18 protein-coding genes and 3 pseudogenes are annotated in these 23472 nt (G+C 63.7%); 9 read left to right on the top strand and 12 right to left on the bottom strand.

The features are described from left to right. Nucleotides 1–504: 504 nt before the first annotated feature. The 6 genes from CD04_RS24740 to CD04_RS23840 all read left to right on the top strand — a co-directional run bounded on the left by CD04_RS24740 (nucleotide 505) and on the right by CD04_RS23840 (nucleotide 8185). Complete coding sequence (locus tag CD04_RS24740; RefSeq protein ID WP_231480587.1) at nucleotides 505–750, top strand: Fic/DOC family N-terminal domain-containing protein; 246 nt, start codon at nucleotides 505–507, stop codon at nucleotides 748–750. Continuing rightward, nucleotides 747–1496, top strand: coding sequence for a Fic family protein (locus CD04_RS24735; RefSeq protein ID WP_231480586.1), 750 nt, complete (start codon nucleotides 747–749; stop codon nucleotides 1494–1496). Before CD04_RS24740 ends, CD04_RS24735 begins: the two co-directional genes overlap by 4 nt. A gap of 50 nt (nucleotides 1497–1546) precedes the next feature. After that, the gene (locus tag CD04_RS0113530; RefSeq protein ID WP_051849179.1) at nucleotides 1547–2263 is read left to right on the top strand and encodes a hypothetical protein; all 717 of its coding nucleotides are present in this window, start codon (nucleotides 1547–1549) and stop codon (nucleotides 2261–2263) included. Then, nucleotides 2247–4763 (top strand): site-specific integrase, encoded by a 2517-nt coding sequence (locus CD04_RS0113525; protein WP_051849166.1) that lies wholly within the window; start codon nucleotides 2247–2249, stop codon nucleotides 4761–4763. The genes CD04_RS0113530 and CD04_RS0113525 overlap by 17 nt, the downstream gene beginning before the upstream one ends. Continuing rightward, nucleotides 4760–7954 carry a hypothetical protein gene (locus CD04_RS0113520; RefSeq protein WP_051849178.1) on the top strand — a complete coding sequence of 1065 codons (3195 nt, stop codon included), beginning with the start codon at nucleotides 4760–4762 and terminating at the stop codon, nucleotides 7952–7954. The genes CD04_RS0113525 and CD04_RS0113520 overlap by 4 nt, the downstream gene beginning before the upstream one ends. 66 nt (nucleotides 7955–8020) lie before the next feature. Further along, entirely contained in the window at nucleotides 8021–8185 is a 165-nt protein-coding gene (locus CD04_RS23840; RefSeq protein WP_156030270.1) for a hypothetical protein, read from the top strand. A 159-nt stretch (nucleotides 8186–8344) separates the two neighbouring features. Here the strand turns inward: CD04_RS23840 and CD04_RS0113510 are convergent. The 4 genes and pseudogenes from CD04_RS0113510 to CD04_RS0113495 all read right to left on the bottom strand — a co-directional run. Beyond that, a pseudogene (locus tag CD04_RS0113510) lies at nucleotides 8345–8719 on the bottom strand (transposase); the annotation flags it as partial. Between the two features lie 41 nt (nucleotides 8720–8760). After that, nucleotides 8761–9627 carry a Druantia anti-phage system protein DruA gene (locus tag CD04_RS0113505; protein ID WP_031403962.1) on the bottom strand — a complete coding sequence of 289 codons (867 nt, stop codon included), beginning with the start codon at nucleotides 9625–9627 and terminating at the stop codon, nucleotides 8761–8763. Next, nucleotides 9624–11318, bottom strand: coding sequence for an IS66 family transposase (locus CD04_RS0113500; RefSeq protein WP_031403963.1), 1695 nt, complete (start codon nucleotides 11316–11318; stop codon nucleotides 9624–9626). Before CD04_RS0113500 ends, CD04_RS0113505 begins: the two co-directional genes overlap by 4 nt. A 149-nt stretch (nucleotides 11319–11467) precedes the next feature. Then, a pseudogene (locus CD04_RS0113495) lies at nucleotides 11468–11896 on the bottom strand (IS1634 family transposase); the annotation flags it as partial. A 58-nt stretch (nucleotides 11897–11954) separates the two neighbouring features. Between CD04_RS0113495 and CD04_RS25285 the strand changes: the two are divergent. Next, a pseudogene (locus CD04_RS25285) lies at nucleotides 11955–12203 on the top strand (helix-turn-helix domain-containing protein); the annotation flags it as partial. Nucleotides 12204–12258: 55 nt separating this feature from the next. Here CD04_RS25285 and CD04_RS24725 read toward each other — a convergent pair. Together CD04_RS24725 and CD04_RS0113480 are read right to left on the bottom strand one after the other, a co-directional pair. Next, a complete protein-coding gene (locus tag CD04_RS24725; protein WP_051849176.1) occupies nucleotides 12259–12855 on the bottom strand; it encodes a chorismate lyase in 597 nt (198 codons plus the stop codon). Between the two features lie 232 nt (nucleotides 12856–13087). Continuing rightward, entirely contained in the window at nucleotides 13088–14140 is a 1053-nt protein-coding gene (locus CD04_RS0113480; RefSeq protein ID WP_031407563.1) for an IS630 family transposase, read from the bottom strand. On the opposite strand from CD04_RS0113480, the gene CD04_RS23835 reads away from it, so the two are divergent. Next, nucleotides 14139–14303 carry a hypothetical protein gene (locus CD04_RS23835; protein WP_154048447.1) on the top strand — a complete coding sequence of 55 codons (165 nt, stop codon included), beginning with the start codon at nucleotides 14139–14141 and terminating at the stop codon, nucleotides 14301–14303. The genes CD04_RS0113480 and CD04_RS23835 overlap by 2 nt on opposite strands. Before the next feature lie 246 nt (nucleotides 14304–14549). Here the strand turns inward: CD04_RS23835 and CD04_RS0113470 are convergent, their stop codons facing one another. The 3 genes from CD04_RS0113470 to CD04_RS0113460 all read right to left on the bottom strand — a co-directional run bounded on the left by CD04_RS0113470 (nucleotide 14550) and on the right by CD04_RS0113460 (nucleotide 16420). Beyond that, the gene (locus CD04_RS0113470; RefSeq protein ID WP_231480585.1) at nucleotides 14550–15155 is read right to left on the bottom strand and encodes a TlpA disulfide reductase family protein; all 606 of its coding nucleotides are present in this window, start codon (nucleotides 15153–15155) and stop codon (nucleotides 14550–14552) included. Then, nucleotides 15094–15663 carry a hypothetical protein gene (locus CD04_RS21935; RefSeq protein ID WP_038167819.1) on the bottom strand — a complete coding sequence of 190 codons (570 nt, stop codon included), beginning with the start codon at nucleotides 15661–15663 and terminating at the stop codon, nucleotides 15094–15096. Before CD04_RS21935 ends, CD04_RS0113470 begins: the two co-directional genes overlap by 62 nt. Before the next feature lie 214 nt (nucleotides 15664–15877). Next, nucleotides 15878–16420: a hypothetical protein gene (locus CD04_RS0113460; protein ID WP_031407557.1), complete on the bottom strand. Its 543-nt coding sequence runs from the start codon at nucleotides 16418–16420 to the stop codon at nucleotides 15878–15880. Nucleotides 16421–16473: 53 nt separating this feature from the next. On the opposite strand from CD04_RS0113460, the gene CD04_RS25060 reads away from it, so the two are divergent. After that, nucleotides 16474–16605 carry a hypothetical protein gene (locus CD04_RS25060; RefSeq protein WP_255333622.1) on the top strand — a complete coding sequence of 44 codons (132 nt, stop codon included), beginning with the start codon at nucleotides 16474–16476 and terminating at the stop codon, nucleotides 16603–16605. A 183-nt stretch (nucleotides 16606–16788) separates the two neighbouring features. Here the strand turns inward: CD04_RS25060 and CD04_RS0113450 are convergent, their stop codons facing one another. The 3 genes from CD04_RS0113450 to CD04_RS0113440 are packed head-to-tail and all read right to left on the bottom strand — an operon-like array spanning nucleotide 16789 to nucleotide 22846. After that, complete coding sequence (locus CD04_RS0113450; protein ID WP_031407555.1) at nucleotides 16789–19926, bottom strand: efflux RND transporter permease subunit; 3138 nt, start codon at nucleotides 19924–19926, stop codon at nucleotides 16789–16791. Next, nucleotides 19923–21542, bottom strand: coding sequence for an efflux RND transporter periplasmic adaptor subunit (locus tag CD04_RS0113445; RefSeq protein ID WP_031407553.1), 1620 nt, complete (start codon nucleotides 21540–21542; stop codon nucleotides 19923–19925). The genes CD04_RS0113450 and CD04_RS0113445 overlap by 4 nt, the downstream gene beginning before the upstream one ends. Next, nucleotides 21539–22846 carry a TolC family protein gene (locus tag CD04_RS0113440; RefSeq protein WP_031407551.1) on the bottom strand — a complete coding sequence of 436 codons (1308 nt, stop codon included), beginning with the start codon at nucleotides 22844–22846 and terminating at the stop codon, nucleotides 21539–21541. The genes CD04_RS0113445 and CD04_RS0113440 overlap by 4 nt, the downstream gene beginning before the upstream one ends. Between the last annotated feature and the right edge of the window lie 626 nt (nucleotides 22847–23472).

Raw genomic sequence — 23472 nt, 5'->3', positions numbered from 1 at the left:
TAAATCGTCTATAAACAATAGGTTAGTGAAGTCTCTGCTGCGCTGCATTGGCGTCCTTGACGCGCACTGCGGTGCATTATGCCGATCAATGCCCTATTTGGTTAAGATTAGCATAAATCAAAAGTTCACATGTTTGACCTTCGGTGTCGTTGTCGACGCGGAGCCTGCCAGTGCTGTCGTCTTCGATATATGGCAGGGCTTTACGCCTGATTCCTGGAAGAGATACAGCCGATGTCCGGCGCTGAGGGCTTCACTGTGCGCAGAGCTTTTATCATCACTATCGTGGCCAAACGTTAATAGTGGACGTGGCTATGTTCACTCGTGAGAATAACCATGCAGCGCGGAGAGACGGACAATTTGAGGTCGCAAGCACCGCGGGCGAGGTCGTACACGCCTTCATCCCGACACCGTTGCCGCCGGTCCCGCCGCTGGATCTGACCGGGCAGCGACAGAAGCGACTCGAAGCCTCGCTGCTGGCCTGCGGCCGCTTGACGGCATCGCGCGATGTTGCCTGATCCGGACCTCTTCCTATACACCTATGTGCGCCGCGAGGCCGTGCTCTCCAGCCAGATCGAAGGAACACAGTCGTCGCTGTCCGACCTGCTGCTGTTCGAGCTGGAGGATGTGCCGGGTGTCCCTCTGGACGACGTGGTCGAGCGTTTCCAACTATGTCGCGGCACTCGAGCATGGCCTGACGCGCCTTCGCGGTGGCTTTCCGCTGTCCAATCGGCTGATCCGCGAGGTGCATGAGAAGCTCCTGGCGCGCGGCCGAGGGGCGGACAAAGCAGCCAGGCGAATTCCGTCGCAGCCAGAATTGGATCGGCGGAACCCGGCCGGGCAACGCGCTGTTCGTGCCCCCGCCACCCAACCTCGTCGAAGCATGCATGGCCCAGCTCGAGGTCTTCCTCCATGCCGACGATGACGGCTTGCCTACGCTGGTACGGGCGGCATTGGCGCATGTGCAGTTCGAAACCATCCACCCCTTTCTCGACGGCAACGGGCGGGTTGGACGTCTGCTGATCGCCTTGATTCTGTTCGAGTCGAACGTCCTGCGACAGCCGCTGCTGTACCTGTCGCTGTTTTTCAAGCAGCATCGCGAGGAGTATTACCGCTTGCTGGGCCTCGTACGCACGTCCGGCGACTGGGAGTCGTGGCTCGACTTCTTCCTGGATGGGGTGGCACAGACCGCTGGCCAAGCCGTCGAGACCGCGCACCGGCTGCTGGCTCTGTTTCGCGACGATGCTGCTCGTGTGCAGGACCTCGGTCGGGCCGCTGCGAGCGCGTTACGTGTGTTCGACGCGTTGCGTGCACGACCCCTGAGCAGCATCGGCACCATCGTCGAGCGCACGGGTGCGGCCTATCCCACCGTCGCTCGGGCCGTTGAGTCCCTTGAAACTCTTGGCATCGTTCGCGAAGTGACTGGTCGCAAGCGCGAGCGCGTGTTCGGCTACACGCACTATCTGGACATCCTCAACGAAGGCGCTGAACCCTTGTGATGTTCTAGCGCCGTCACATCTCCGATGACCTTCACTCTCGGCTCCTAGTCATGCAACCGCAAAGCCACGAAAGAGGCAGTGCGATCAAACTCGGCGCGCGTCGCTTTCGATGGGAGATCGTCAGACTCAGCGCAATTCGGGGTCTCCACCAGGCGATTCCAAACGACGTGGCCGCCGGCTATCCTGGTACAGAGGATGATGTGCTGGCATTGACCACAGATGGAATCAGCCTTCTATTGCATCTGCATCCCCTGATCTTGCAGCAGGCCGGAAAGAGGGTGAGCAAGGGCTTCGTTGTCATTGGTGGGTTGAACACGTGGCAAGCCCTTCAGCCGTGGCATGCGGCCAGGATGCGGCTTGAGTCGATCGAGTCCAGCCGCCTCAGTGATCAAGAGTGCGTCGCCACCCAGCAGATTTCTACACCCAACGCGGGCAAAGATCGATCACGCGCCGCTTGTTCCGTGCTCGAACCGCTCATCGAAGAAGTTCCGGCGCTCGTCATATCCAGCAAACTCGACGACGATGACATCGCTCGGTTGGCCCTCGCCGAGCGATGGCTCTTGGCCGCCAGTGTTGCACCCAAGCGGAGGATCGGCCGTGAATTGACCGCTCTTCATGGGCAAGCAAAGACACTGGGCCTTATCGACGAACTCACACCGCAGCTGCGGACTTTTACGGCATTGGCCCGCGTATTGGGTGTGACGACCCAGGGCCTACGGAAACAGCGCAGCGATGTAGACAGCAGCGACGATGGTGCAGACGCCTGAGACAGAACCCGCGAGCCGAGCCACGGGCGCGATCGAGCGGTTGTCCCGGTTGTGTGGCCACGATGCGGACGTCAATGCATTGCTGGAATGGATTGAGCCGCCCGCATCGGCACAAGCGTTGCCACTGGTCCTCGAGGGCCTGCGCGATCTGTTGCCAGTCATGCGCGATCTTGCAGCGGACAAGCCGGACTTGTTCGACGTTGTTGACAACGCGAAATTCGATGCGCTGAGAAGTGGCCTCGAAGAAATTGCCCCTGTCCTTCGCAACCTCCCAGCAGAGCTGGAACTGGCTGAAGTCCGTCCATCGCCTCGGCGCCCCAAGCAACCGTTCCGCGGGGTGATGTCAGGGTATCCCTTGTATACCCTGATCGGGACATGGCGGCATTTTGAAGCACGCGATGCCAAAGCCAAGACCATGCGGCCCGCCCTGGCTGCCATTGTCTTGTTTGCGAAGGTGCGCAGTGTCATGCAGCACGGGGCTGACGATGGCGCGACTCCCCTGTATGCCGGAGCCAAGGCTGCACGGCAAATGCTCGAAAGTGCAGCGATCCCCGAATCGTGGAGCATGTCGTTATCTGGCCTGATTGACGGCATTCGCGGGAGCGAAGCACAGTACCGCAGTGTCGCGGACGAGGGTGTACGCCATGCAGAACTGCGACGCCTGGTCGAGCCAGTTCTAAGAGCTCGCGGCCTGATCGCCGAGCGGCCTCCCAATGGCGCGCCCGAAGACCACGTCGTCGTCATCGAGCTGCAGCAGGCGCTGCCGACGGATCGCATTGACGTGCAGCGGGAGCTCCGCCTCCACACCAGCACCAAGGACGATCTCGAACGGGATGGGCTGACCCCGGGTGAGTTCGACACGGCGGAGGAGTACATCGAGTGGACTGAGTATGGGGAGGACTGGGATGCCGAGGCGAGCCCTGCAGGGATCGAGTTAGAGCCATTGGAGCGGAGTCTCGCGGAGCAGGTCATTCGAGCCCGGAGTCTGATTGGGCGGCGCGAACGGGCCGCCCAGCTGCTCGCCTGCGACTGGATACGCCCGGCTGACGTTGAGATCGCAGCGCTGTGGGCGACTCTGAAGCTTCGGCCGACAGCAAGCCCTGACGATCAGGAACGGGAAATCAGAGCACTGCTGGCCGTGACATTGTGGACGGGCAGGCCGGTTCAGGAGGTCGCAAGGATGCAGATCATCAACCGGCGTGAAAAGGCGCCCGAGCAGTGGTCGGCAGGCCTGTTGATGTGGGCCATCGATACCCGCGATCTGGCCGCCTCGGTGCTGCGTCCAGTCGGCCAACCCAAGCATCGCGGCATCGACCTTGGCCAGGCCTTGCCAACCGTTGACCGTATCACGCTCGATGTGGATGAGCTCCTCGGTGACTTTCTCGTCGTCTTGCCCAATGCGGCTTCGCTGGCTTCGTCTGAGCGGGTTCGAGCGGCCATGGCGTTCGCCACGCCGACGAAGACCTTGATCGAAGCAGCGCGGAGTTGGGTACGCGAGCACGCAAAGCAGGAGCACGGTCGCCTCACCTTGGCGATGGTCGAGACGTGGATGTTCAGATGCATCGTTGAGCACCGTCGCGACCATGCACTCGCCAGTTTGTTGACGGGGAGGCCGCATCAACTTGCCGACACCGGTTTGCATTACCTCTGCGTCAGTGCAGACGAGGCCGCGCAATGGCTTCGCGCTGAACAGCGGCAGAGGTTGGCCGAATTGAGTCGGGCGGCGCTCCCCATTCCCTATGCCATCGCCGAGGACAGAGAAATCCGGGCGCAGATCGGTAAAGCGGTGACCACAGTCGTTGGTGCACGGGTTGTGCCCCGACTCGAAGTGATCCATCGCATGGTTCGGTCACTGCGGAAGGAACTGGATTTGCAACGGGGCATGCCGATGGCCAGCGATGCCCGCTTGAAATTGCACAACGCCTACACGCAGTATGTGCATGCGATGCTTCGTTTTGCCCTTGGGATGCGTGACGTGGGACAACCGTTGCCCAATTGGGAGCGCATCGACACGAAGAACATGGTCGTGCTGCTGAGCGACAAGGATGATGTGGCCAGCACGGCCACACGAATCGCGCCGCTTTGCCCCACCCTTTCCCGGCAGCTCCAGCTTTACGCGAAGCACTGGCGCGCGACTTGGGCGAAGTTGCTCTCACACTCATGCGATAGCCTGCCTCCGGTGTTGTTCTACCTTTTGCGCAAGGGCTCGCATGTCCAGGTGATCGAGCGCCCCACTGCGGAGATGCGGCAGCAATTCAAGCTTCTAACGGGCTACGGTCTGCCGCTGAATTCAAGTCGCCACTGGCTGCGGACGCGCCTCGCACAGGAGGGCGTGCCAGGCGAGATGATCGAAGCTTTCATGGGGCACTGGCAGCGAGGCGCTGAGCCGTGGGGACGGTATAGCGCTCTGCCTGCGCGGGTGGTGACCGAGACCTTGCGCCCAACGTTGGAAAAACTCGTGTGCGAGGCGGGTTTCAGCGCGCTAAGAGGCTGGGCATGACAGGGTCCGCTTGGGGTGGTTTCGACATCGATCCCATTGCTGTTTCAGGGGCAGCCTCAGACATTCGGCGCCGGCGAGAGGCCAGCGAAACCCGGCGCGTTGACGTGCAAAGCACGGTGCGTGCATGGATCGAAGATGGGGGACATCGTTCCTGGCTCGAGGGGCAGATGGGCCTTACCGTAGACGCGCAACATGTCAAGGCGCTGCGCGCGAAGATTGACCTGGTCTATAGGGGGTCAGATAGGCGATGGGCGACGAACTATCTTGTCCGAGGCCTCGAACGTGGGCGGCTGCAGTGCGGCTGGCATGTGAAGGTGCCCCCGCACGTTCTCACGTTGCGATTGCCGTCGCCTCAGCTCAACGCAGACACCTTCGTCGGGCTGACAAAGTCAACTGACATTGAGCAGGCCATCCTCGCGTCCTGGGGCCAATGCGCGCAGTCTGCGGCCCCGGCGACGCAGGAGATGATCATTATTAGTGCGATCTGGCATTCGGCGCTGATTGATCGAAAGCGCATCAACGCTGTCGACGAACAGTTGCGTGCGGGGTCCGTGCGTGTCACTGCTGACGGGCAGTGGGCCTGGGTGGAATGGCAGGACGCACCAGGCAACTGGCAGCGCCATGTGTTCGATCCATACACGACCCTTTTGATCTTGCGTTGGTTGGACGATCGCGTCAGCGGGCCCGACAACTCTGTGGAGGCAACGCCAAAAGATCGAGAGTCTCCCTCGCTTAGGTTGTCGCTCAGGGTCTGGCGCACCCTGAGAGCGAGGCTCGGCAGTGAGGCGTTTGGCGTGCGCTGTTGGTCGGACTTCCTAGGCGCGGCGCAGGCCAAATGGCACTACGTCTTGCCGCCGGCTCTGGCGCACTACGCGCATGGGAAGATCAGTACCGCATCACTGCCTCCACATGCGTGCTGGCGGGTGCTTCTTGGAAAGAGGCTCGCACCGCAACCAGCCGAACGTGCCGAGGATGGCGAAGAATCGCCCGCCAGCTTCGTCGCAGATGGCAAGGGCAAACGAGGACGGGCCCCAGGCCAAGGTGCTCGCGCGCAGCCGGCCGGACGCAACGGCGAAGTCCGCGCACTGATGCTTGGCGACAACCGGCGCGCGGGCGTTGTCCTCGTCGCTCTGAGGCGCTATCGGGAACAGTTAAGCGACTCCCGAAAGCTCGACTGGATCCTGTGCGACTGGATGATTGCGCTGATGCGCCCGAGTGGTCGAACAGGCAATCGCCTGAGTTCCGCGCGCGAGTTGCTTACCCGAGTTGACCGTAGGCTTGACGCCGTGCTGGGCTCGACTCTTCCCGACGATCCATCGATCTGGAACGATTCGATCGAGGCCATCATTCAGTGTGCACCGCAGAGCAGCCGCGGCAACATCCGCACCGCGCTGGCTATGCTCGACGCCCATGTGCGCAGCGTGCGGTGCTGGGAGCATCCCGAGGCTGACCTCGGCAGGGATGAGGGTAGCGTTGTCGATGCCCAAGTTGTGACCGAACGGGAGTTTCAAGATGTGATGCAGGAGTTGCGAGCGCAGGCTGTATCCCGCGAATGTGAAGTCGCCGCAATCCTCGGCTACCGATGCGGGCTGCGGCGCACGGAAATTCGAGGCCTGCGCCTGATCGACTTTCAGGGTCGCGTGGAGCCTTTGCTATTCGTGCGCAGCCATGCGGGACGCGCGCTCAAACGCGATAGCGGCCGTCGCGTGCTGCAGCTCAAAAGCCTTTGTACCGAGGATGAGCTCGGGCTGCTGTACGCGCAAGCCGACGCCAGCGAGCGCATGGCGCAAGCCTCGCCCATTGCGCGCGACCTGGTCCTGCTGCTTCCTCAGGCCAGCGATCCGGCGGCACGCCTGCCCGAAGAGTCGTTGCTTGGTCCGGTCCAGGATGTGTTGCGACAGATATGCGGAGAAGGCGCGATTCGATTTCATCACCTCCGGCACAGCGCCGCGAACCGCACGCTTTGTGACTTGATCGAGGCGGCTGTCCCGCGGGCATCGCATCTGCTCGACCCAGAAGGGCTGAGTCGAGACATCGCATCTTTGCGTCACCGCGCTCTTGTCGGAGCCGGGCAATCGCTGAGACCGCTGGTTTGGGCGACCAGTGCCCTTCTGGGGCATGTCACACCCCAAACCACGCTCGGCAGCTATGTGCACGTTCTGGACATGTTGCTCGGCCATGCAACACGCCGGGAAGCCATGGCTCTGCGTATCCCCTCAATGACGCTGGCCTGGCTGGGGAAGACTAGGCCGTCCAGCATTGATGTGCTGCGCCACAGCCTAAAATCCGCCGCAGGCAGCGCTACACCTCAAACGCTCGCGTCGGTGTTGATCGCGCGCCTCGTGCCCAAGCTCTCGCAGCGTTTCCCGCTGTCGTGTCCGTGGCCAGTCGAGTCACTCCAGAAGGCTGGCCGCCGGTCAGCGGTGGCGGCGGAGAACGCAGCGTCCAAGCGCTTGGGCAACATTGTCGAGGCACTGCGCCTGATCCACGCGTTGCGGAATAATCCGAAAGCGCCCGAGGCCCTTCGCTTTGCCGGACCGACCGTGTGTCGGGCCATCGCAGAGCAAACTCGACGCTGGTCATCCTTGCGCGGCCCGAGCCCTGCGAGGCGGGCGACATCGGGCTACGTCGACGGGACGATCCGCGTCGGGGCCCTGGCGCTGGATCGGCCTCGAAAACATCGACTGCTTAAGCCCAGGGCGTTGGAGCGCGATGCGCAGTCATTCCTGGCTGCCTGGCGCGCATGGCACAGTGAGGAGCCGGTGGCGGTCGAGAGGGTGCTGACCGTGCACTGGGCAAGGCATGACACAGACGACCACGCAATCGTCTTCACCGACATCGAAGAAGCTCAGCTATGGCTGAGCGCGGTAGGCCGTTTGCATTCTTTGGGCGCTCCGTTGCTGCTTGATGCGCTGCAGTGGCATCACACGCCCAACGCTCGTGGCGCCGGCAGCGCGATCATCCAGCGCAACGCGTGGTTGAAGGAACTTCAAATGGACTGGGTGACGGTGACCAATGCGGCGCCGCGCAGCTTTGCACGCGCCAAACCAGTCCCCGCGGCGGGAGCATTGCGTGCGGGTGACGGCAATCAGCGCGGGCACTCCGGGGGGATGCTTCAGGCGCTTGATGCCGCCTCCTACGTTATGACATTGTCAATCTTGATTCGCGCCTCGTTGGGTCAAGTCACCTAAAGTAGGTACGCCAAGGGCCGAGGGAGCGAAGGCACCTCCGTTCAGGGAGCCCTGTGGGCAATTCTCATGTTTCTAGCGATCGCAGAAATCCTGAGGTGCACGCTTTTGCTGTGGTCCTTCGCATCGCAAAGGCGACCCCTGCAGGTCGCTGATCTCGCCGAGATCGCCGGGCTATCGGCCTTGATCTGGGTGGTGTCGATCTACCAGTTGAGACCGCTTCTCTACCTATAGACACGGCACGAATTATCCGTGAACTTTAAGGTGTCGGCCCTGATTTATTCATCTTCAAGGGGCGGCCAGTCGCAGCGCTGGGCCGTTGAGCGCATAGCAGGCGAGTTCGCGCAGCATCGGATGCCAGTTCGGGCGTAAGTGCGCAGCCTGACACAGGCGCAAATAAAGCCGACTCACAAAGGGCACCCCCTTCCTGGCGATCATGCGCAGCAGCCATTTGATGTTGTAGCCTGCCGCGCACAGCACGGCGTGCAACCGGTCGCCCTGCTCACCCTTGAGGGGACAACGGTCCATGCGGTGATCGCTCTTGAGGTGGCCGATGATGGGCTCGATGGCCTGGCGCCGCTTGAGTTGATTTCTGTCCTTGCTGCTGATGCGTTTGGATTTGCCCCGGTGCACGATATGCACATCCGGGTTGCCAGCATCCACGCCCCGATAGCCCAGGTCAACGAACGCGGTCGCCGGCTTTGACCTGCTGTCCTGCATCAGGATCGTGGCCCGCTCCAGTTGCTCGCTCAGGGTGTGGCCGTCGTAGGCCCGGGTTCGTAAAGATTCGGTGATGACGTCGGCAGCCGTTACCGACGCAGGATGGCTGCGTAGTCGGGACGCAGCGGGTACAGCCAGATGTCCTTGATGGGCAGCGCCTGTTGGTGCGAGAGGCTCTTCTTGCCGCGGCCGGTTGTTTTGCCCACGAGGACCCAGTTGGCGGCCTTGTAGCAGGTGCCTTTGTGCCTGGGGCTTTCGACGAAGGTCTCCAGCATCACGGGCGAGTAGCCGTAGCGCTGCTGCCAGTCTTTGGGCAGGCGACGCGCGGCGAGGGCCAGGATCTTCGAGGCAAGCCCTTTGGACTGCACCCACGGCAGGATCAGGAAACGCGTGTTGTTGACGACGCGCTGCAGGTTGTTCTGCCGCTGATCGTGATTCCAGCCGATGAATCGTTCGCGATCGGCCAGCTTCCAGGCGCTGGCGCCGAAGCTCAGCAAGGCAACGAGCCGGTCGCCAGCGTAGACGTTGTAACGGATCTGGCTGCCCGACATGGGCGTGTAGCCCAGGTAGTGGTAACGCGCCACATATTCGTTCCACAGCCTGGAGGCCGCGCCGACACCGGCGACCACCTCCAGGCGCAAGGCATCCAGAGCATGCACGGGCATGTCGATCGCACCTTGCGCATCGGTGGCCGGTGTGGGGTCGAACTGCGCCCGGCGCCGCGGGTGAGGCATCTGTGAGGGTGGCAGCGTGATCAAGCCGTCAGTCTGCATGCGCAGCATCGCCACGCGGCAACTCATGTCGCTGAGGCGTCCATCAGGGCGGCGCCAGTCGATCATCTCGCACACCCTGCGCGACAGCGGCGCGCGCTTGAGCTGGGGGTTTTGCGCCATCAGCCAGGCGATGGCGTCAAGCTCCTCCTGCGTGAACACGCGCCCGCAGTACCGTTTGTTCATGAGCTGTCGATTGTTGCGCAGGCCACGCCGCGCATCGCGCTCAGCCGGGCCTCATCCATCCGCCAGGGCAGGAAGCGGTCGAGGTCCGCCGGCATGCAGCCGCCCGCGTGTGCGCAGGCATGCAGATACGCGCTCAGCCAGGTGCGCGGATTGATCCCCCAGCACTTGAGCGTACCCAACACGCTCATCATCGTGGCGGCCAGCTGCCCCGACCACTGGCTGCCCGAACCATAGAAGTTCTTGCGCCCGACCACCGCGGGCCGCAGCGCGCGTTCGGCGGCGTTATTGTCCAGGTCGATGGCGGGATGATCCAGGAACAGGATCAGTCCCGCCCAGTACGTGCGCAGGGTACGCAGCACCTTGTGCGCCGCGCCTGCCAGTGCCGTGTCGGCCAACTCATCCAGGCAGCGCTGCTCCATCGAGGCCACCAGCGCGCGCGTCTCGGCATCGCTGTCCTTGAAGGCAGCGTCGCCATCCGCCCATTGTTGCCGCCGCCGGGCGTGCAAGGCGTACAGCTCGCCGATGAGCCCGACCCATCCCATGGCCCAGTCCCACAGCGCCGGATAATCATTGGCCGCGCGCAGGAAGTCGCGCCGCTGGTGCGCCCAGCAGATCGACAGCTTCACCCCCGGGTTCAACCGGGCGAACTTGCGGTACGAGGCGTAGCGGTCGACACTGAGAATCCCCTCGTCCACATGGTTGAGTGCGGCCGCCGGCACCGAGGCCGAGCGTGAAGGATCGAGCACAAAGCACACCGCAGTGGCCGACTGAAACACCCACAGGTACCAGCGATGCCCGACCTTGCCGGGCTCCTCCTCGAACACCTCCCAGCGTGTCTCGTCGGCATGCCAGTGCGAGCCACGTCGCAGCTCATCCAGGCCAGCCTCGGCCACCGGCCCCAGCAACGGCCACAGCATGCGCAGGCCCTCGGTGAGCGTGCCCTGCGCGATGTGCAGCCCATGATCGTCCCAGTCCTGCAGCAGCCTGTGGCTGGGCTGCCCATAGAGAAACTTCGACAGCAGTGCCTCCACCCAGACCGACACGCCCAGCTTGCCCCGTGGGATGAGTTGCGCCGGCGGCGGCGCCGTCACGATGCCGGGAAGTGCGCCGCAGCAGCACAGCGGCCGGTAGCGGTGCCGACGGACGATGCGGCGGTACGCCTTGACCTCGATCTCCAGAATCTCGGCATCCTGCGTGCCGGGAAACGCGCTCAGCCCCAGGCCGCAGCGTGGGCACGTCGTCTGCAGCGTCACCTCCTCAACCCTGGCCGGCAATCCGCCCAGGCGCGTGCGGCCGTGACCACGCCGCCCACGTTGCTGGCCCCGCGGCCGTGGAGGGCCAGCGCTGACCTGGCACACCGCATTGATCCGGCGCGACTGTTCCGTCTTGGCGCCAAACACGCGCAGGCGAAGATCGCGGATCTGCGCCTGCGCGGCCTCCAGCGCCGCCTTCAACTCGGCTTCACGCTGCGCAAATCGCGCCTTCTCGGCCTGATGCCGACGTTCCACGAATTCGATGCGCGCCACGGCTCGCGCATGCAGGGATCGGTATGAACTTGCCCGCTGCACCAACTCGATGTGCTCGCGCCTGGTCAGCGTGACCAACTCCTGGTCATAGGGTTTCGGCGTCGGCCGTCTTGCGTCGGGCACCGTCCCGATCGCCGAGTCCAGGTCTGCGGCTGTGTCGTTCACAGCAAACAGGGTACGGCGAAAAAACTTCTGTGTCCAGCACGTTCTGCTCGCGACTCGGTCAGCCTACGTCATCACCGAATCTTTACCCGGGTTCAACAGTTCGCGGCGCAAATGATTGATTTCTCATGTGTGAATTTGGAATCGCTCCACTACAAGAGGGTCAGTTGAGTGTTGAGTGTCGGTTTTTTGATGGTGAGTGCCGACAAGATGTCGGTGTGCTCCTGGCGGATCGTGAACAGGCCCGCAGCGGGTTGCGCGACACCGAGCGTGACCTGGTGATGTTGAATGCGGCGCAGATTGTCCAAGGCGCACTCGGGGGACAGGCGGGTGGCGCTGGCCTGCAGTCGCGTGCGCATGACGCGGTGCAGCATTAAGGCCATGAAGCAGATGGCGGCATGGGCGCGAATGCGCTCAGGCAAGCGGTGGAACATCGGGCCGATCTCGATCTCCGACTTGAGGGCCCGAAAGCCCCGCTCGATGTCGGCCAGAGACTTGTAGCGCCCGACGACATCGGCGGGGGTCAGATCGGGCACATTTGTCACCAGAAGATGTTGCCACTGACGTTGCTCTAACCGCGCTGCTGAGCGAAGCCGTGAATACGCGGCCGCCGTGAATAACTCGCCAGATGAATGGGTTATGGCAATCAAGGCTGGTAACGGCCCGAGCGGAACATGCTGCTTTGTCTGCTCCATCTCGCGTTGGCGACAACACTTGAGCGCATCCATGAGAGCCGGCCCGGTGTCGCTGCGCCTTCCCAGTAGCAAGGGCACAATAGCATCCAGGCTGAATCTCACCGAAGAGCACTTCTCGCGAGTCCTGCACCAACTCAGCGAGGCTGGGCTCATCCGCGTCGAAAAGCGCGTCATCCATATCCCGGGCATTCAGCGCTTGAGGGCAAGTGCAAGCGGAATCGGGGTGCCGGTAGCCGAGATTCGTGGCGCTATGCGCGAGCTAACGGCCGGCTGTGGCCGCGCAGCGCGGCCACAGCCGGCAGGAAGACCTCGGTCACCCAAAGCGCCTGGCCACGATGCACGAAGGCGGATCGCCGCGCCCACAACGGCGTCGCCGTAGGCAGTCCTGCGTATGCGCAGGCGGCGCGCCGCAAGGCGTCGCGGGGCGGCAAGCGTCGCACCCGGATCTCGCCGCGGCGCGTCATCGCGCGCGCGAACACGGCTTCGCCGACCGGTTGACTGCCCAGCGCCACCAGCAGCCGCCAGTTGCGGCGCAGCACGTCGCGACGCGCTACGCTCTGCCCATACACCACAGGCACACCGTCAGCAAACAGCACCACCTCGCGCGACCACGCTCGCCGGCCCAGCGGCTGCGCCAGCAGCGGCGCCTCGTCGCGCCGCGGCCGCGCCAGGCCCTGATGCAGTCGCAGCAGGCTGAAGGCACCGCAGTGTGCGCGCAACCGCGATGTCAACGAGCCGCGCTCGGCCAGCCAGGCGGCGATGCCACTGCGCCCGCCGCAGGGGTATAGCGGCCGCCAAGCGTGATCAACGCTAGCCCCGGAAGCGTACTTGCCGCGCCCTCGCATGCGATGCCCGAGTTACTTGCTGCCCAGCGCGGCGCTGAGGTCACCGGACTCGACTGCGCCAGTCACCAACACGCAACCGCTGGCCGCGACAATGAACAGGGAACGGACTCTCATGATGGTTCAATTCAAACGCGGTAACGTTGATCAACGCAGCATTTCCAGCTCCAAAGCATAGCCGGTGCGGGCGCTTTTGAGCAGCGGCAATGTCCAAGTCGGCGCCTAGTCCACTGCGTCATTGAGATGGCACCGGGTGGATTCGGCGCGATGGATCGTCGTACTTCCACTTCACGGGTTTGGGATTCTTGTTGTGCGCGCGGATGTAGCGCATCAATTTGCGATCCAGATCCTTCACGGAGGTGAAGATGCCACGACTGATCACGTCGCGCTGGATGCGGGAGAACCAGTTCTCCACCTGGTTCAGCCACGACGAATACGTGGGCGTGTAGTGAACGCGCACATGGCCATGCTCAGCCAGGAACTCCGCGACCCGCTCGGTCTTGTGGCTGCTGACGTTGTCGCAGATCACATGAATGTCCTGGTGCGCAGGTTGGCTGGCCACGATGTCGGTGAGGAAGGCGACGAACTGCTCGCTGGTGTGGCGCGGTGCGGTCTTGCCCAGGACTTCGCCGGTGGCTGTGTTCAGCGCCGCAAACAGGCTCAGCGTGCCGTTGCGCTTGTATTCGAACGAATGGCTCTCGGCGCGCCCGCGCGACAGCGGCAGCATGCGGTCCTTGCGATCCAGCGCCTGAATCGCGGTCTTCTCGTCCACGCAGAACACCGCCGCGTGCGCAGGTGGGTTCAAGTACAGCCCAATGACATCGGCGGCCTTGGTCTCGAACGCCCGGTCGTTGGAGATCATGTGGCACTCGAGCCTGTGCGGACGAATGTTGTGCTTGCGCCAGATACGCTGCACGGTCGACACCGACACGTCCCCGAGTTCGGCGGCCAACTTGTAGCTGCTCCAGTGCGTCGAACCGTCCGACGGTTTGTGTCTGAGCGTGCGATTGAGAACCCGCGCCTCAAGCTTGGCCACCGGCTGCTTCGGCGCCCGCCCGGGGTGCCTCGCGTACATACCGGCCAACCTCTCGCTCAGAAAGCGGCTCGACCAGCGTGAGAGAAATCGCGAATCACATTCGAGCCTGCGCATGATCGTTTCACGCGATTCACCGTCCTCAAGCATGAGGATCAACTTCGACCTGCGCACATCGGCCGCGCGCATCGTTCGACTGCGCACGATCGCCTCCAGTTGATCTCGCTCTGCTGCACTCAGATTCATCTTGCCCATGCCCCCATTTCACCATCAATGGGGTGCGTTTTCAATGACGCATTGGGCTAGCGGTAAGGGTGATCTGATCTGGCGCTTCTACAAACCCGGAACCGTCAATTTCGCCTGGGCGATGCTCGGGCATCTGGAAGCTGGCATGGTTGGCAAGATTCTGGTGGAGTGAGCGCTCCACATGAGGTAGCGGGGGTGGCGCTCGGCAACTGCGGGGCTTGACGTTCTCAAAAATCTTGCTTGACTGTCGCCTTCTACTGTTTCGTGCCGCGCCTCCCGCCGCAAAGCGGGACCGTTTGCCCGCGAAAATCGCCTCCCTCCCGACGTCGCGGGCAGGACCCGTCCGTCCGGCACTTCAGCCAGCAAGGCATGATGGGCCAGTTCACCGTGGCCTGAGTGCCCCGGGTCCGGGACGCTTTCAGCGCATCAGGGCCTCGATGGTTTGCCGAATCTGCGGGGTGTTGTAATCGCGCCCGCCGACGGCCTGCCGGACGATCAGACCCCGCTTGTCGATCAGATAGGTTGTCGGAATCCCCATCACGCCGAAAGCATGCGCCACCTGACTATGCTGGTCCAGCAACACCGGAAATGTGGGCGAGGGATTGAGTTCCCCCATGTAGGCGAAGACGTTGTTCAGGCTCTCGCCCTGGTCCAGCGCCAACACCTCAAAGGGGCGACCTTTCATCGACAGGTAAAGCCTTTCGATGGACGGCATCTCCTGCCGGCATGGCGGGCACCAGGTTGCCCAGAAATTCACCAGCACCACCTTGCCGCGGTAGTCAGCCAGACGGTGTGCTTTGCCGTCGATGTCCAGCAGGCTGAAGGCCGGCGCTGGGCGCGGTGGCTGCACCACCGCGAGCGCCTGATCTTGCACTGGGCTGGCGGCAAACGCGGTGCGAGCTCTGGCTGCCGCCAGCAATCCGGCGCCACCGAGCCAGGACAGCACTTGGCGGCGCTCAGGGTTAGCCATGCGAGGCTGCCGCGCATTGTGGGCCTGCCAATGTGGCTTGGTGTTGCGTTCCATGTTCACTCCAGAAATAAACAAGTTTGAACCGCGCATCACGCGGTAAATCCACGGTGGTGAAGCCTTGGCCCCAATCCCCAACCTGCAGGGTTTGCTGCGCCGGCAGGATCGACCAATCCGAACTCACGCCCAGCGACTGCCAGCGTTGCAGCCACTGGGTCTTGGTAATCAATGGGTGCCGTTTGCCATCCTCCGTCACGGCCTTCCAGTCGGCCACGTCATAGGTGATGGGGGCTTTGGCGTTGTTCCGGATCGAGGTCCCGAACACGCAGACCTGGGCAATGGCATCGATGGCCTTGGGTGGATAACCCATGTTCTCGTAGAAGGCGCGCACATTGTCGGGGCTGAGCTGGATCAACTGCACGGTAAACGCATGCTTGGCATTCGTCCATGACGGTTGGGTCGCCGCACCTGCAGTTGCCACCTGCGTGGTCTGCACAGCCCAAATACTTGGTGATAGTCCGGCACAAACGAGTGCGACGAGCCACGGGAAAACACGACCATCCATCGTTCAACTCCTTAAGAAAAACGCCAATGAGCGACTGCGTGATCAACAGTTTTTTCATGGCAGTTTCTCCAGATGATTGGAATGCAGCAGCGCTGACACAGCAGCCAAGACATGGGGTTGGCTGCTGTGGCAACCCCACATGGAAGACTTCGCCTCGCCGGGATCGCCATGCAGACCGTTCCGGACATCTCTGCACAGCGCCGCGAATCACGCATCACATCATCACGCGCATTATGGCCGGCATGCCCTCCTTGGCGAAGCGGTCGAGTTCGCGGGAGTGGGCTTTGATCACGGCGACCATCTCCGGGTCGGAGGAGGTCTCGGTCACGGCCACGCCATCGGGCAGGATGTCGAGCTTGCGCTGGTACTTGGTCGGGTTGGCGAACATCTGCGGCACGCTATTACTCATGGGGTAGGGGAAGGGGCGGTTCTGATCGAGCCGTGCATACATCTCCACCACATGCTTCTGGATGAGCGCTGCCGTCGTGGGGTCGGCCGAGGTGGTCACGTCATGCACCCCATTGGGCAGCTCGGTCACCTTGCGCTGGATCTGCTGGTGAACCTTGAACAGCTCCATGCCGGTGCGCATGGGGCCGTTCATGTTCTCGGGCGACATCATGCCGCCCATGCTGCCACCCATCATCCCTCCACCCATCGTGCCCTGGGCCTTGGCGGAGGGTGCGCCGTGTCCGGTTAAATAGCCCACGACGGTTCCAACAAAACCCACAAGGGCAGTCACAAATGAACGACGTTGCATAACGATTTCCTGGTTACAACACACAAGGAACAAACGACGAAAGGAAGCTGATCATGATGACTTCTGTCTGCATGTCGGGGGGCGGCATGGCCCTCATGGGGTTGTTCGGACGGCTGGTGCTGGCTTTAATCGCGCTCGGCGTGATGGCGCTGATCAAATACATCTTCTCCAGCCCCCGGCTTTGACGCAACAGGCTCCTGAAATACGTGCGCCCTGCACGCTGAGACTTGCGTGGCACGACAGGGTTCTGAGAGCAGCCGAATCCTGCAGCAACACGATTTGACATGGATCAAGGACGGACATACTGGGCCGCTTCCGAACGTCCTTGAGGCCTTTGTGAGGGCCTGATTGCGGCTGATTGATAGTGCTCATGAAGCCACCTCCAGCCTGGGACTCTCGCCCAGCCCCAGGCGCCGCTTCTGCCACAGGGCGTAAACCGCCGGAATCACCAGTAGCGCCAGCAAAGCAGCCGTCAGCATGCCGCCAACCATGGGCGCGGCGATGCGCTTCATCACGTCGGCACCAGCGCCTTCGCTGAACATGATGGGCAGCAGGCCGCCGACCACCATGGTGAGGGTCATCGCCATGGGGCGCAGCCGCAGCAAGGTGCCCTCGACCACCGTTTGCTTGAGGTCGCCCCAGGTGTTGAGGCGGTCGTGAATCTTGCGCCGCTCCAGCGCCGCGTCGAGATACAGCAGCATGACCACGCCGAACTCGGAGGCCACCCCGGCGGTGGCGATGAAGCCCACGCCCACCGCAACCGAGAGCTTGTAGCCCAGCCAGTCGACGTACCAGAATCCGCCCACCAGCGACAGCGGCAAGGTCAGCAGGATGATGGCGACCTCGGTGATGTTCTTGAAGTTGAAATACAGCAGGAGCGCGATCAGGCCGATCACCGCCGGCACGACGATCTTCAGACGCTGCACGGCCTGCTCCAGCGCCTGGTACTGCCCAACCCAGTCGAGCGTGAAACCGGGCTGCAGATGAACCTTCTGTGCCAGGGCCGCTTGCGCCGCGGCCACGTAGCTGCCGATGCTGGTGCCGGGTTTGAGGTCGATGTACACCCAGGAATTCAGGCGGCTGTTGTCGCTGGTGAGCATGGGCGGGCCGCCCTCGATGCGCAGCGTGGCCACCTGCGCCAGCGGAATCTGGCTGCCCTCGGGCGTGGCGATGCGGCTTTCCATCAGCGTGGACAGCGACTGGCGCAGTTCGCGCGGGTAGCGCAGGCTGATGGGGAAGCGCTCCAGGCCGTTGACGGCGGTGGACAGCATCTGTCCACCGATGGCGGTCTCGACCAGGCGGTTCACATCCGCCACCGAAAGGCCGTAGCGCGCGGCTGCCAGCCGGTTGGTGTCGACCACGATGTAGCGCCCGCCGGTGGCCCGCGCCGCATAGGCGTTCTGGGTGCCCGGGACCGTTTGCAGCGCCGCCTGGATCTCCTGCCCCAGCCGGTTCAGGGTGTCGAGATTGCTGCCGGTGACCTTGATGCCGAGCGGCGTTTGCAGGCCGGTGGTCAGCATGTCCACCTGGCCCTTGATCGGCTGGGTCCAGGTGTTCGATACGCCAGGAATCTGCAGCGCCTGATTCATCTTCTCGATCAGCTTGGCGGTGGTCATGCTGGCCGGCCAGGTGCTGCGGTCCTTCAGGTTCACGACTGTCATGAACATCGAGATCGGCGTCGGGTCGGTCGCGGTCTGCGCCCGGCCCGCCTTGCCGAACACGCTCTCCACTTCGGGGAAGGTCTTGATGATGCGGTCGCTCTGCTGCAGGATCGCGGCGGATTGGCCGATGGAGATCGACGGATCCTGCGACACCGGCATGTACAGCAGGGTGCCTTCGTTCAAGGGCGGCATGAACTCCGAGCCGAGGTGCTTCCAGGGGAAATACAGGCTGGCCACGGCGACGAGGGCCAGCACGATGACCAGCCATGGTGCCCGCAGCACGCCGTGGATCAAGGGGCGGTAGAGCCAGATCAGCATCTGGTTCAGGGGGTTCTTCCCCTCCGGGCGGATATGCCCGCGGATGAACCAGGCCATCAGCAGCGGCACCAGGCTGATGGACAGGATGGCGGCCGCGGCCATGGCATAGGTCTTGGTGAAGGCCAGGGGCCGAAACAGCTTGCCCTCCTCGCCGCCGAGCGCGAACACCGGCAGGAACGACACCGCGATGATCAGCAGCGAAAAAAACAGCGCCGGCCCGACTTCCGATGCCGCCACCCTGGCCTTCATCCAGGGATCGGCGCCGGGATCCTGCTCCATATGCTTGTGCATGTTCTCGATCATCACGATCGCAGCGTCGGTCATCGCGCCGATGGCGATGGCGATGCCCCCTAGGGACATGATGTTGGCCGGAATGCCCTGCGCCCACATCACCAGGAAGGCGGCGAGGATGCCCAGCGGCAGCGACACGATGGCCACCAGCGCCGAGCGCGCGCGCAGCAGGAACAGGAATGACACCAGGGCGACGATCAGCGACTCCTCCAGCAGCTTCTCGGTCAGGGTGTGGATGGCGCGCTGGATCAGCGGCGCCTGACTGTAGGTGGTGACGATCTTCACCCCGGGCGGCAGCGAGGGCTGGATGCTGCGGATTTTGTCCTCGACTCGGCGGATGATGGCATCGGCGTTCGAGCCCTGGTTCATCATCACGATGCCCCCCACCACCGCGCCCTCGCCGTTGAGGTCGGCGGCGCTGTTGGGCAGTTCCGGGCCGAATTGGACGCGGGCGACATCCTTGAGCGTCAGCGGCACCCCGCCACGCGCCGCCAGCGGCGCGTTCTCCAGATCCCGCAAGGAGCGGATATAGCCGGTGGTGCGCACCATATAGCTGGCCTCGCCGAGATCGACCACCGAGCCGCTGGTCTCGCCGTTGGCGGCGCGGATGGCATCTTCCACCTGCGGCAGGGTGAGGTTGTAGGCCAGCAGGGCCTGCGGGTTCACAACCACCTGGTATTCCTTCACCATGCCGCCGACCGTGGCGACCTCGGCCACCCCCGGAATGCCCTGCAATTGGTATTTGAGGAACCAGTTCTGCAGGGTGGTGAGCTGGCTCAGGTCCTGCGTGCCGCCGGTATCGGTCAGGGCGTACATGTAAACCCAGTCCACCCCCGAACTGTCAGGCCCCAGCGCCGGCGTCACTCCAGGCGGCAGTTTGGATTGCACCTGGCTGAGATACTGAAGCACCAGGTTGCGCGCTTGATAGATGTTGGTGCCATCCTTGAAGATGACGTAGACAAAGGAGTCGCCGAACATCGAATAGCCGCGCACCGCGCGCGCGCCGGGCACCGACTGCAGGGTGGTCTCCAGCGGATAGGTCACCTGGTCCTGAACCACCTGCGGCGCCTGCCCGGGGTAGGAGGTCTTGATGATGACCTGGGTGGGGGAGATGTCGGGGATGGCCTCCAGCGGCGTGTTGCGCACCGCCAGGATGCCCGCGGCCAGCACCATCAGCGCGCCGATCACCGTCAGGCTGCGGTTCTCGAAGCACCACTCCATGAGCCGCCGGATCATGGGGCGCTCCGGTCAGGAGCCATGTTCATCCCGGCTATCGACCCGGCGGCGGGTGGGGGCGCGGCTGCCGGCGTGGCGGGTGGTGCGCCCGTTGGTGGGGCTATTGGTGCGACCGTTCGCGAGGTCATTGGCCCAGCAGAGCCAGCTTGCGGGGCGCTCGCTGGCGGCATGCCTGGCATCGCTCCCGTGGCGGGTATGCCACTCGCGCCGCTCGTGCCGGCATGACCACCGAGCATGCGCGCCTTGACCGACTGGAACTGCGATTCAGAGTACAGCAGGAACTGGGCGCTTTCCACCACCTGGTCACCCGCCTTGAGCCCCCGGGCGATGACCACCCAGCCGTTCGCCTCGGGCCCAAGCGCAACTTGCACCGGCAGGAAGTGGCCGCCCGCCTGCGCCAGCATGGCGTAATCGCCATCCTGCGTGCGCAGCACCGCGCTGCTCGGCAGCGCCAGCGCGGTTTGCGCCTGGGCCTGCACCGTGGCGTTGGCATACATGCCCGGGCGCAGAATGCCGCCGGGGTTGGCGAAGCTCAGGCGCGCGGTGATGGTGCGGGTTTGCGGGTCCAGCGTGGGGTAGAGAAAGTTCAGGCGCCCATCCCAATTCCTGCCGGGGTAGGCCGGAAGCTGGAGCTGCACGCCGTCGCCCAGGCGCACCCACGGCATCTGGTAGTCGTACAGCGCCACATTGACCCAGACCCGATCCAGATTGGCGATCTCGAACAGGCTATTCTGCGACGAGACATAGCTGCCCTGGCGAATATTGAGCGCCGTCACCACCCCGCTCTCGGGCGCCAGGATGGGAACGTTGCGCATCGGCTGGCCCGAGGCCTCCAACTGCTTGAGCGCAGCCCCGGGCAGGCCCAGCAGCAGCAGGCGCTGTTTGGCCGCGGCCAGCAAGCCCTGGCTGTCGGCATGACCGTCGGCCGCGCCGGCTTGCTGGCGCGCAATGCTGTATTCCTGCTGCGCGCTGTACAGCTCGGGCGAGTAAATCTCCGCCAGCACCTGACCGCGCGCCACCGGGTCGCCCACGGCACGCACCTTGAGATGCACGACCCAGCCGGAGAAGCGCGGGGTGACGGTGGTGACGCGGTTCTGGTCCACGGCCACGGTGCCCACGGTCTGGATCGCCTGGCCCATGGGACGCATCTGTGCGGTCGTCAGGCGCACGCCCAGGTTTTGCGTCAGGCGCGGGTCGATGCGCAGCCCGCTGTCGTTGGCGCCGGCTTCGGCCGGGGCGTAGACCGGCACGTAATCCATGCCCATGTTGTCCTTCATCGGACGGTCCGAATGGATCGCCGGATTCATCGGGCTGACCCAGTACAGCACCCGGCGCTGCGGCGCCGCAGCCGGGGCGTAGACCGGGACATAGTCCATCCCCATGTTGTCTTTCATCGGGTGGTCGGAGTGGATGGCGGCGTTCATCGGGTTGGCCCAGTACAGCACCCGGCGGCTTGCCGGCGCTGCTGCGGAAGCTGTTGCGGAAGCCGGGGCCGCCGCGGCGTTCGGCGTCTTGGGGTCCGAGGCGCCGTGCGGCAGCCAGCGACTGGTCCAGAGGCCCGCGCCGATGCCGACCAGCAACAGGCCGAGGCCGAGAGTGAAGGTTCGCAAATTCATGGCTGCTGCTCCGAAGGCGTTGTCAGGTAGTCGAGTTCGGCCTGGGTGGCCAGCAGATCCCGGCGCTGTTGCAGGGTCTGGAGTTCAAGGGCAAAAACGGCTTGCTGCGCCTTCAGCACGTCGCTCATGCTGGCGCGGCCGTTGCTGTAGGTGGTGAGGGTGGAGTCGTACGCCGCATGCGCCAGCGGCAGCATGTGCGCGCGCATGCGCTGCCACTTCTCCTGCTGGCTGCGCATGCGCGCCGTGGCGGTGCGGATCTGCTGCTGCAAGGCCAACCGCTGGTCCTGCTCGTCGTAGCGGGCTTCCAGCACCTGGGCGCGGGCGCTGTCGAGTTCCTGATCCAGCCGATGGCTGGAGAAGATCGGCAAGTTCATCGAAACCCCGGCGGAGAAAAAGTTGGGAGAGCCCGGAAAAAAGCTCTTGCCGTAGGAGGCGCCAACCGTGATCTCCGGCAGGAAATCCTTCTTGGCCACCTGCACGCCAGCCTGGGCGATCTGCACCTTGGCCTGGGCCATGCGCAGCAGCGGCTGGGTCGGGGGCGCTTGCTCGGGAGCCGTCGCGCCTGGCGACAAGCTCGGCCAGTCAGGATCGATCTGCGGCGTTTGATCGCTGCCGAGTGCCTGGGCAATGTCGGCCAGGGACGCCGCTTCATCCGCGGCGAGCGCGCTTTGGTCGTTGCGCAGTTCGTCCTCGGCGAGACGGGCGCGCAACACATCGCTCTGCGGTCCGTTGCCTGCCCGGTAGCTGGCCATGGCCGCGTCGACGTTCTCACGCGCCAGCGTCTGCTGCCGCTGCACCGTCGCCATGGCCTGGCGCGCGTACACCGCTGCAAGCCAGGCGCGTCGCAAGGCGAGAACCAGCTGCGCGCGTTTGGCTTCGCGGCTGAAGTGCTGCTCCGAGGCTTGCGCCTGCAGCTTGTCGCCTTCGAGGGCCAGCTTGCCGATCGGCGGAAAACTCTGGCTGACGCCGACGCTGAGCATGGTCATGCTCTGCTGCGTCAGCGAGAAGCTGTTGGTGGGCAGGTTGACCGCGTCGAACGACACATGCGGGTCGGGCAACTGCGTGGCCGCCGCGGCCTGGTGCTGGATGGCGCGGATGCGCTGCGCGGCTGCGGCCAGACTGGGATTGCTCCGCGCCAGTTGCGCCTCGGCGGCACCGAGGGTCAGGGGCGCGGCTTGGGCGGGTGCGGCCAGGCCGGCGAGCAGTAGAAGCGTGACGAGAACGGGGATGGCCGCCGGGCGTTCAGACCAGACGGATGACAACCGCCGGGCTTGCGCACGGCGGCACTGCAGGATGAGGGACATCGCTTTCCTCTTCGGCGGATGGAACGCTGCAAGGCCGCAGCGTTGATCGCAAGGCGAACACGAACATCGCCCGGTGAAGGTTCACCGGGACGGGTGCTGCCGAAGGGGTCAAACTTGGAGGCGAGCCGCGAGGAAAGGCGGCTTGGAGGGAGGCGGCGGATCGAAGCGCCCGATGGGCAAGGCAGCCTGCTCAGGCTGAGCTTGGAGGACGAGCACCAAGCGTTGGATCAATGCTGCGTGAGGAAATGATGCGGCGTTGGACGTGCTGGAAACGGCAGCCGCGCCCAGGTCATTGCAGGCAGCTTGGCAAAACGCACGCTCGACTCGCGAATCGTCATGACCAGCGAGATTCGCTTGATGGCCGGCACCTACCATCGGCATAGCCGCCATGCCTGTGCAGCATGAGGCTGGCACGACCCGTATCGGGGCTGCCGTGGCTTGCATCCAGGGCAAGAGAACCAATGCGCAGACGAACGCCCAATAGCGGGAGAAGGTTCGAAAGGAGCGCATGAGTTTGAATGTGAGGGATGTACAGGATGTACAGCGATTTGTGTGCAGGCATCATAGCCAAAGCTCTGAGCTTGTCAATTATGTCTTGTTAACACTAATTGACTTAGGCATCTAGC

Origin of the sequence: Thiomonas sp. FB-Cd (assembly GCF_000733775.1) — a bacterium.
GTDB lineage: Bacteria > Pseudomonadota > Gammaproteobacteria > Burkholderiales > Burkholderiaceae_C > Thiomonas_A.
This window is presented reverse-complemented; position numbering and strand designations above follow the sequence as displayed.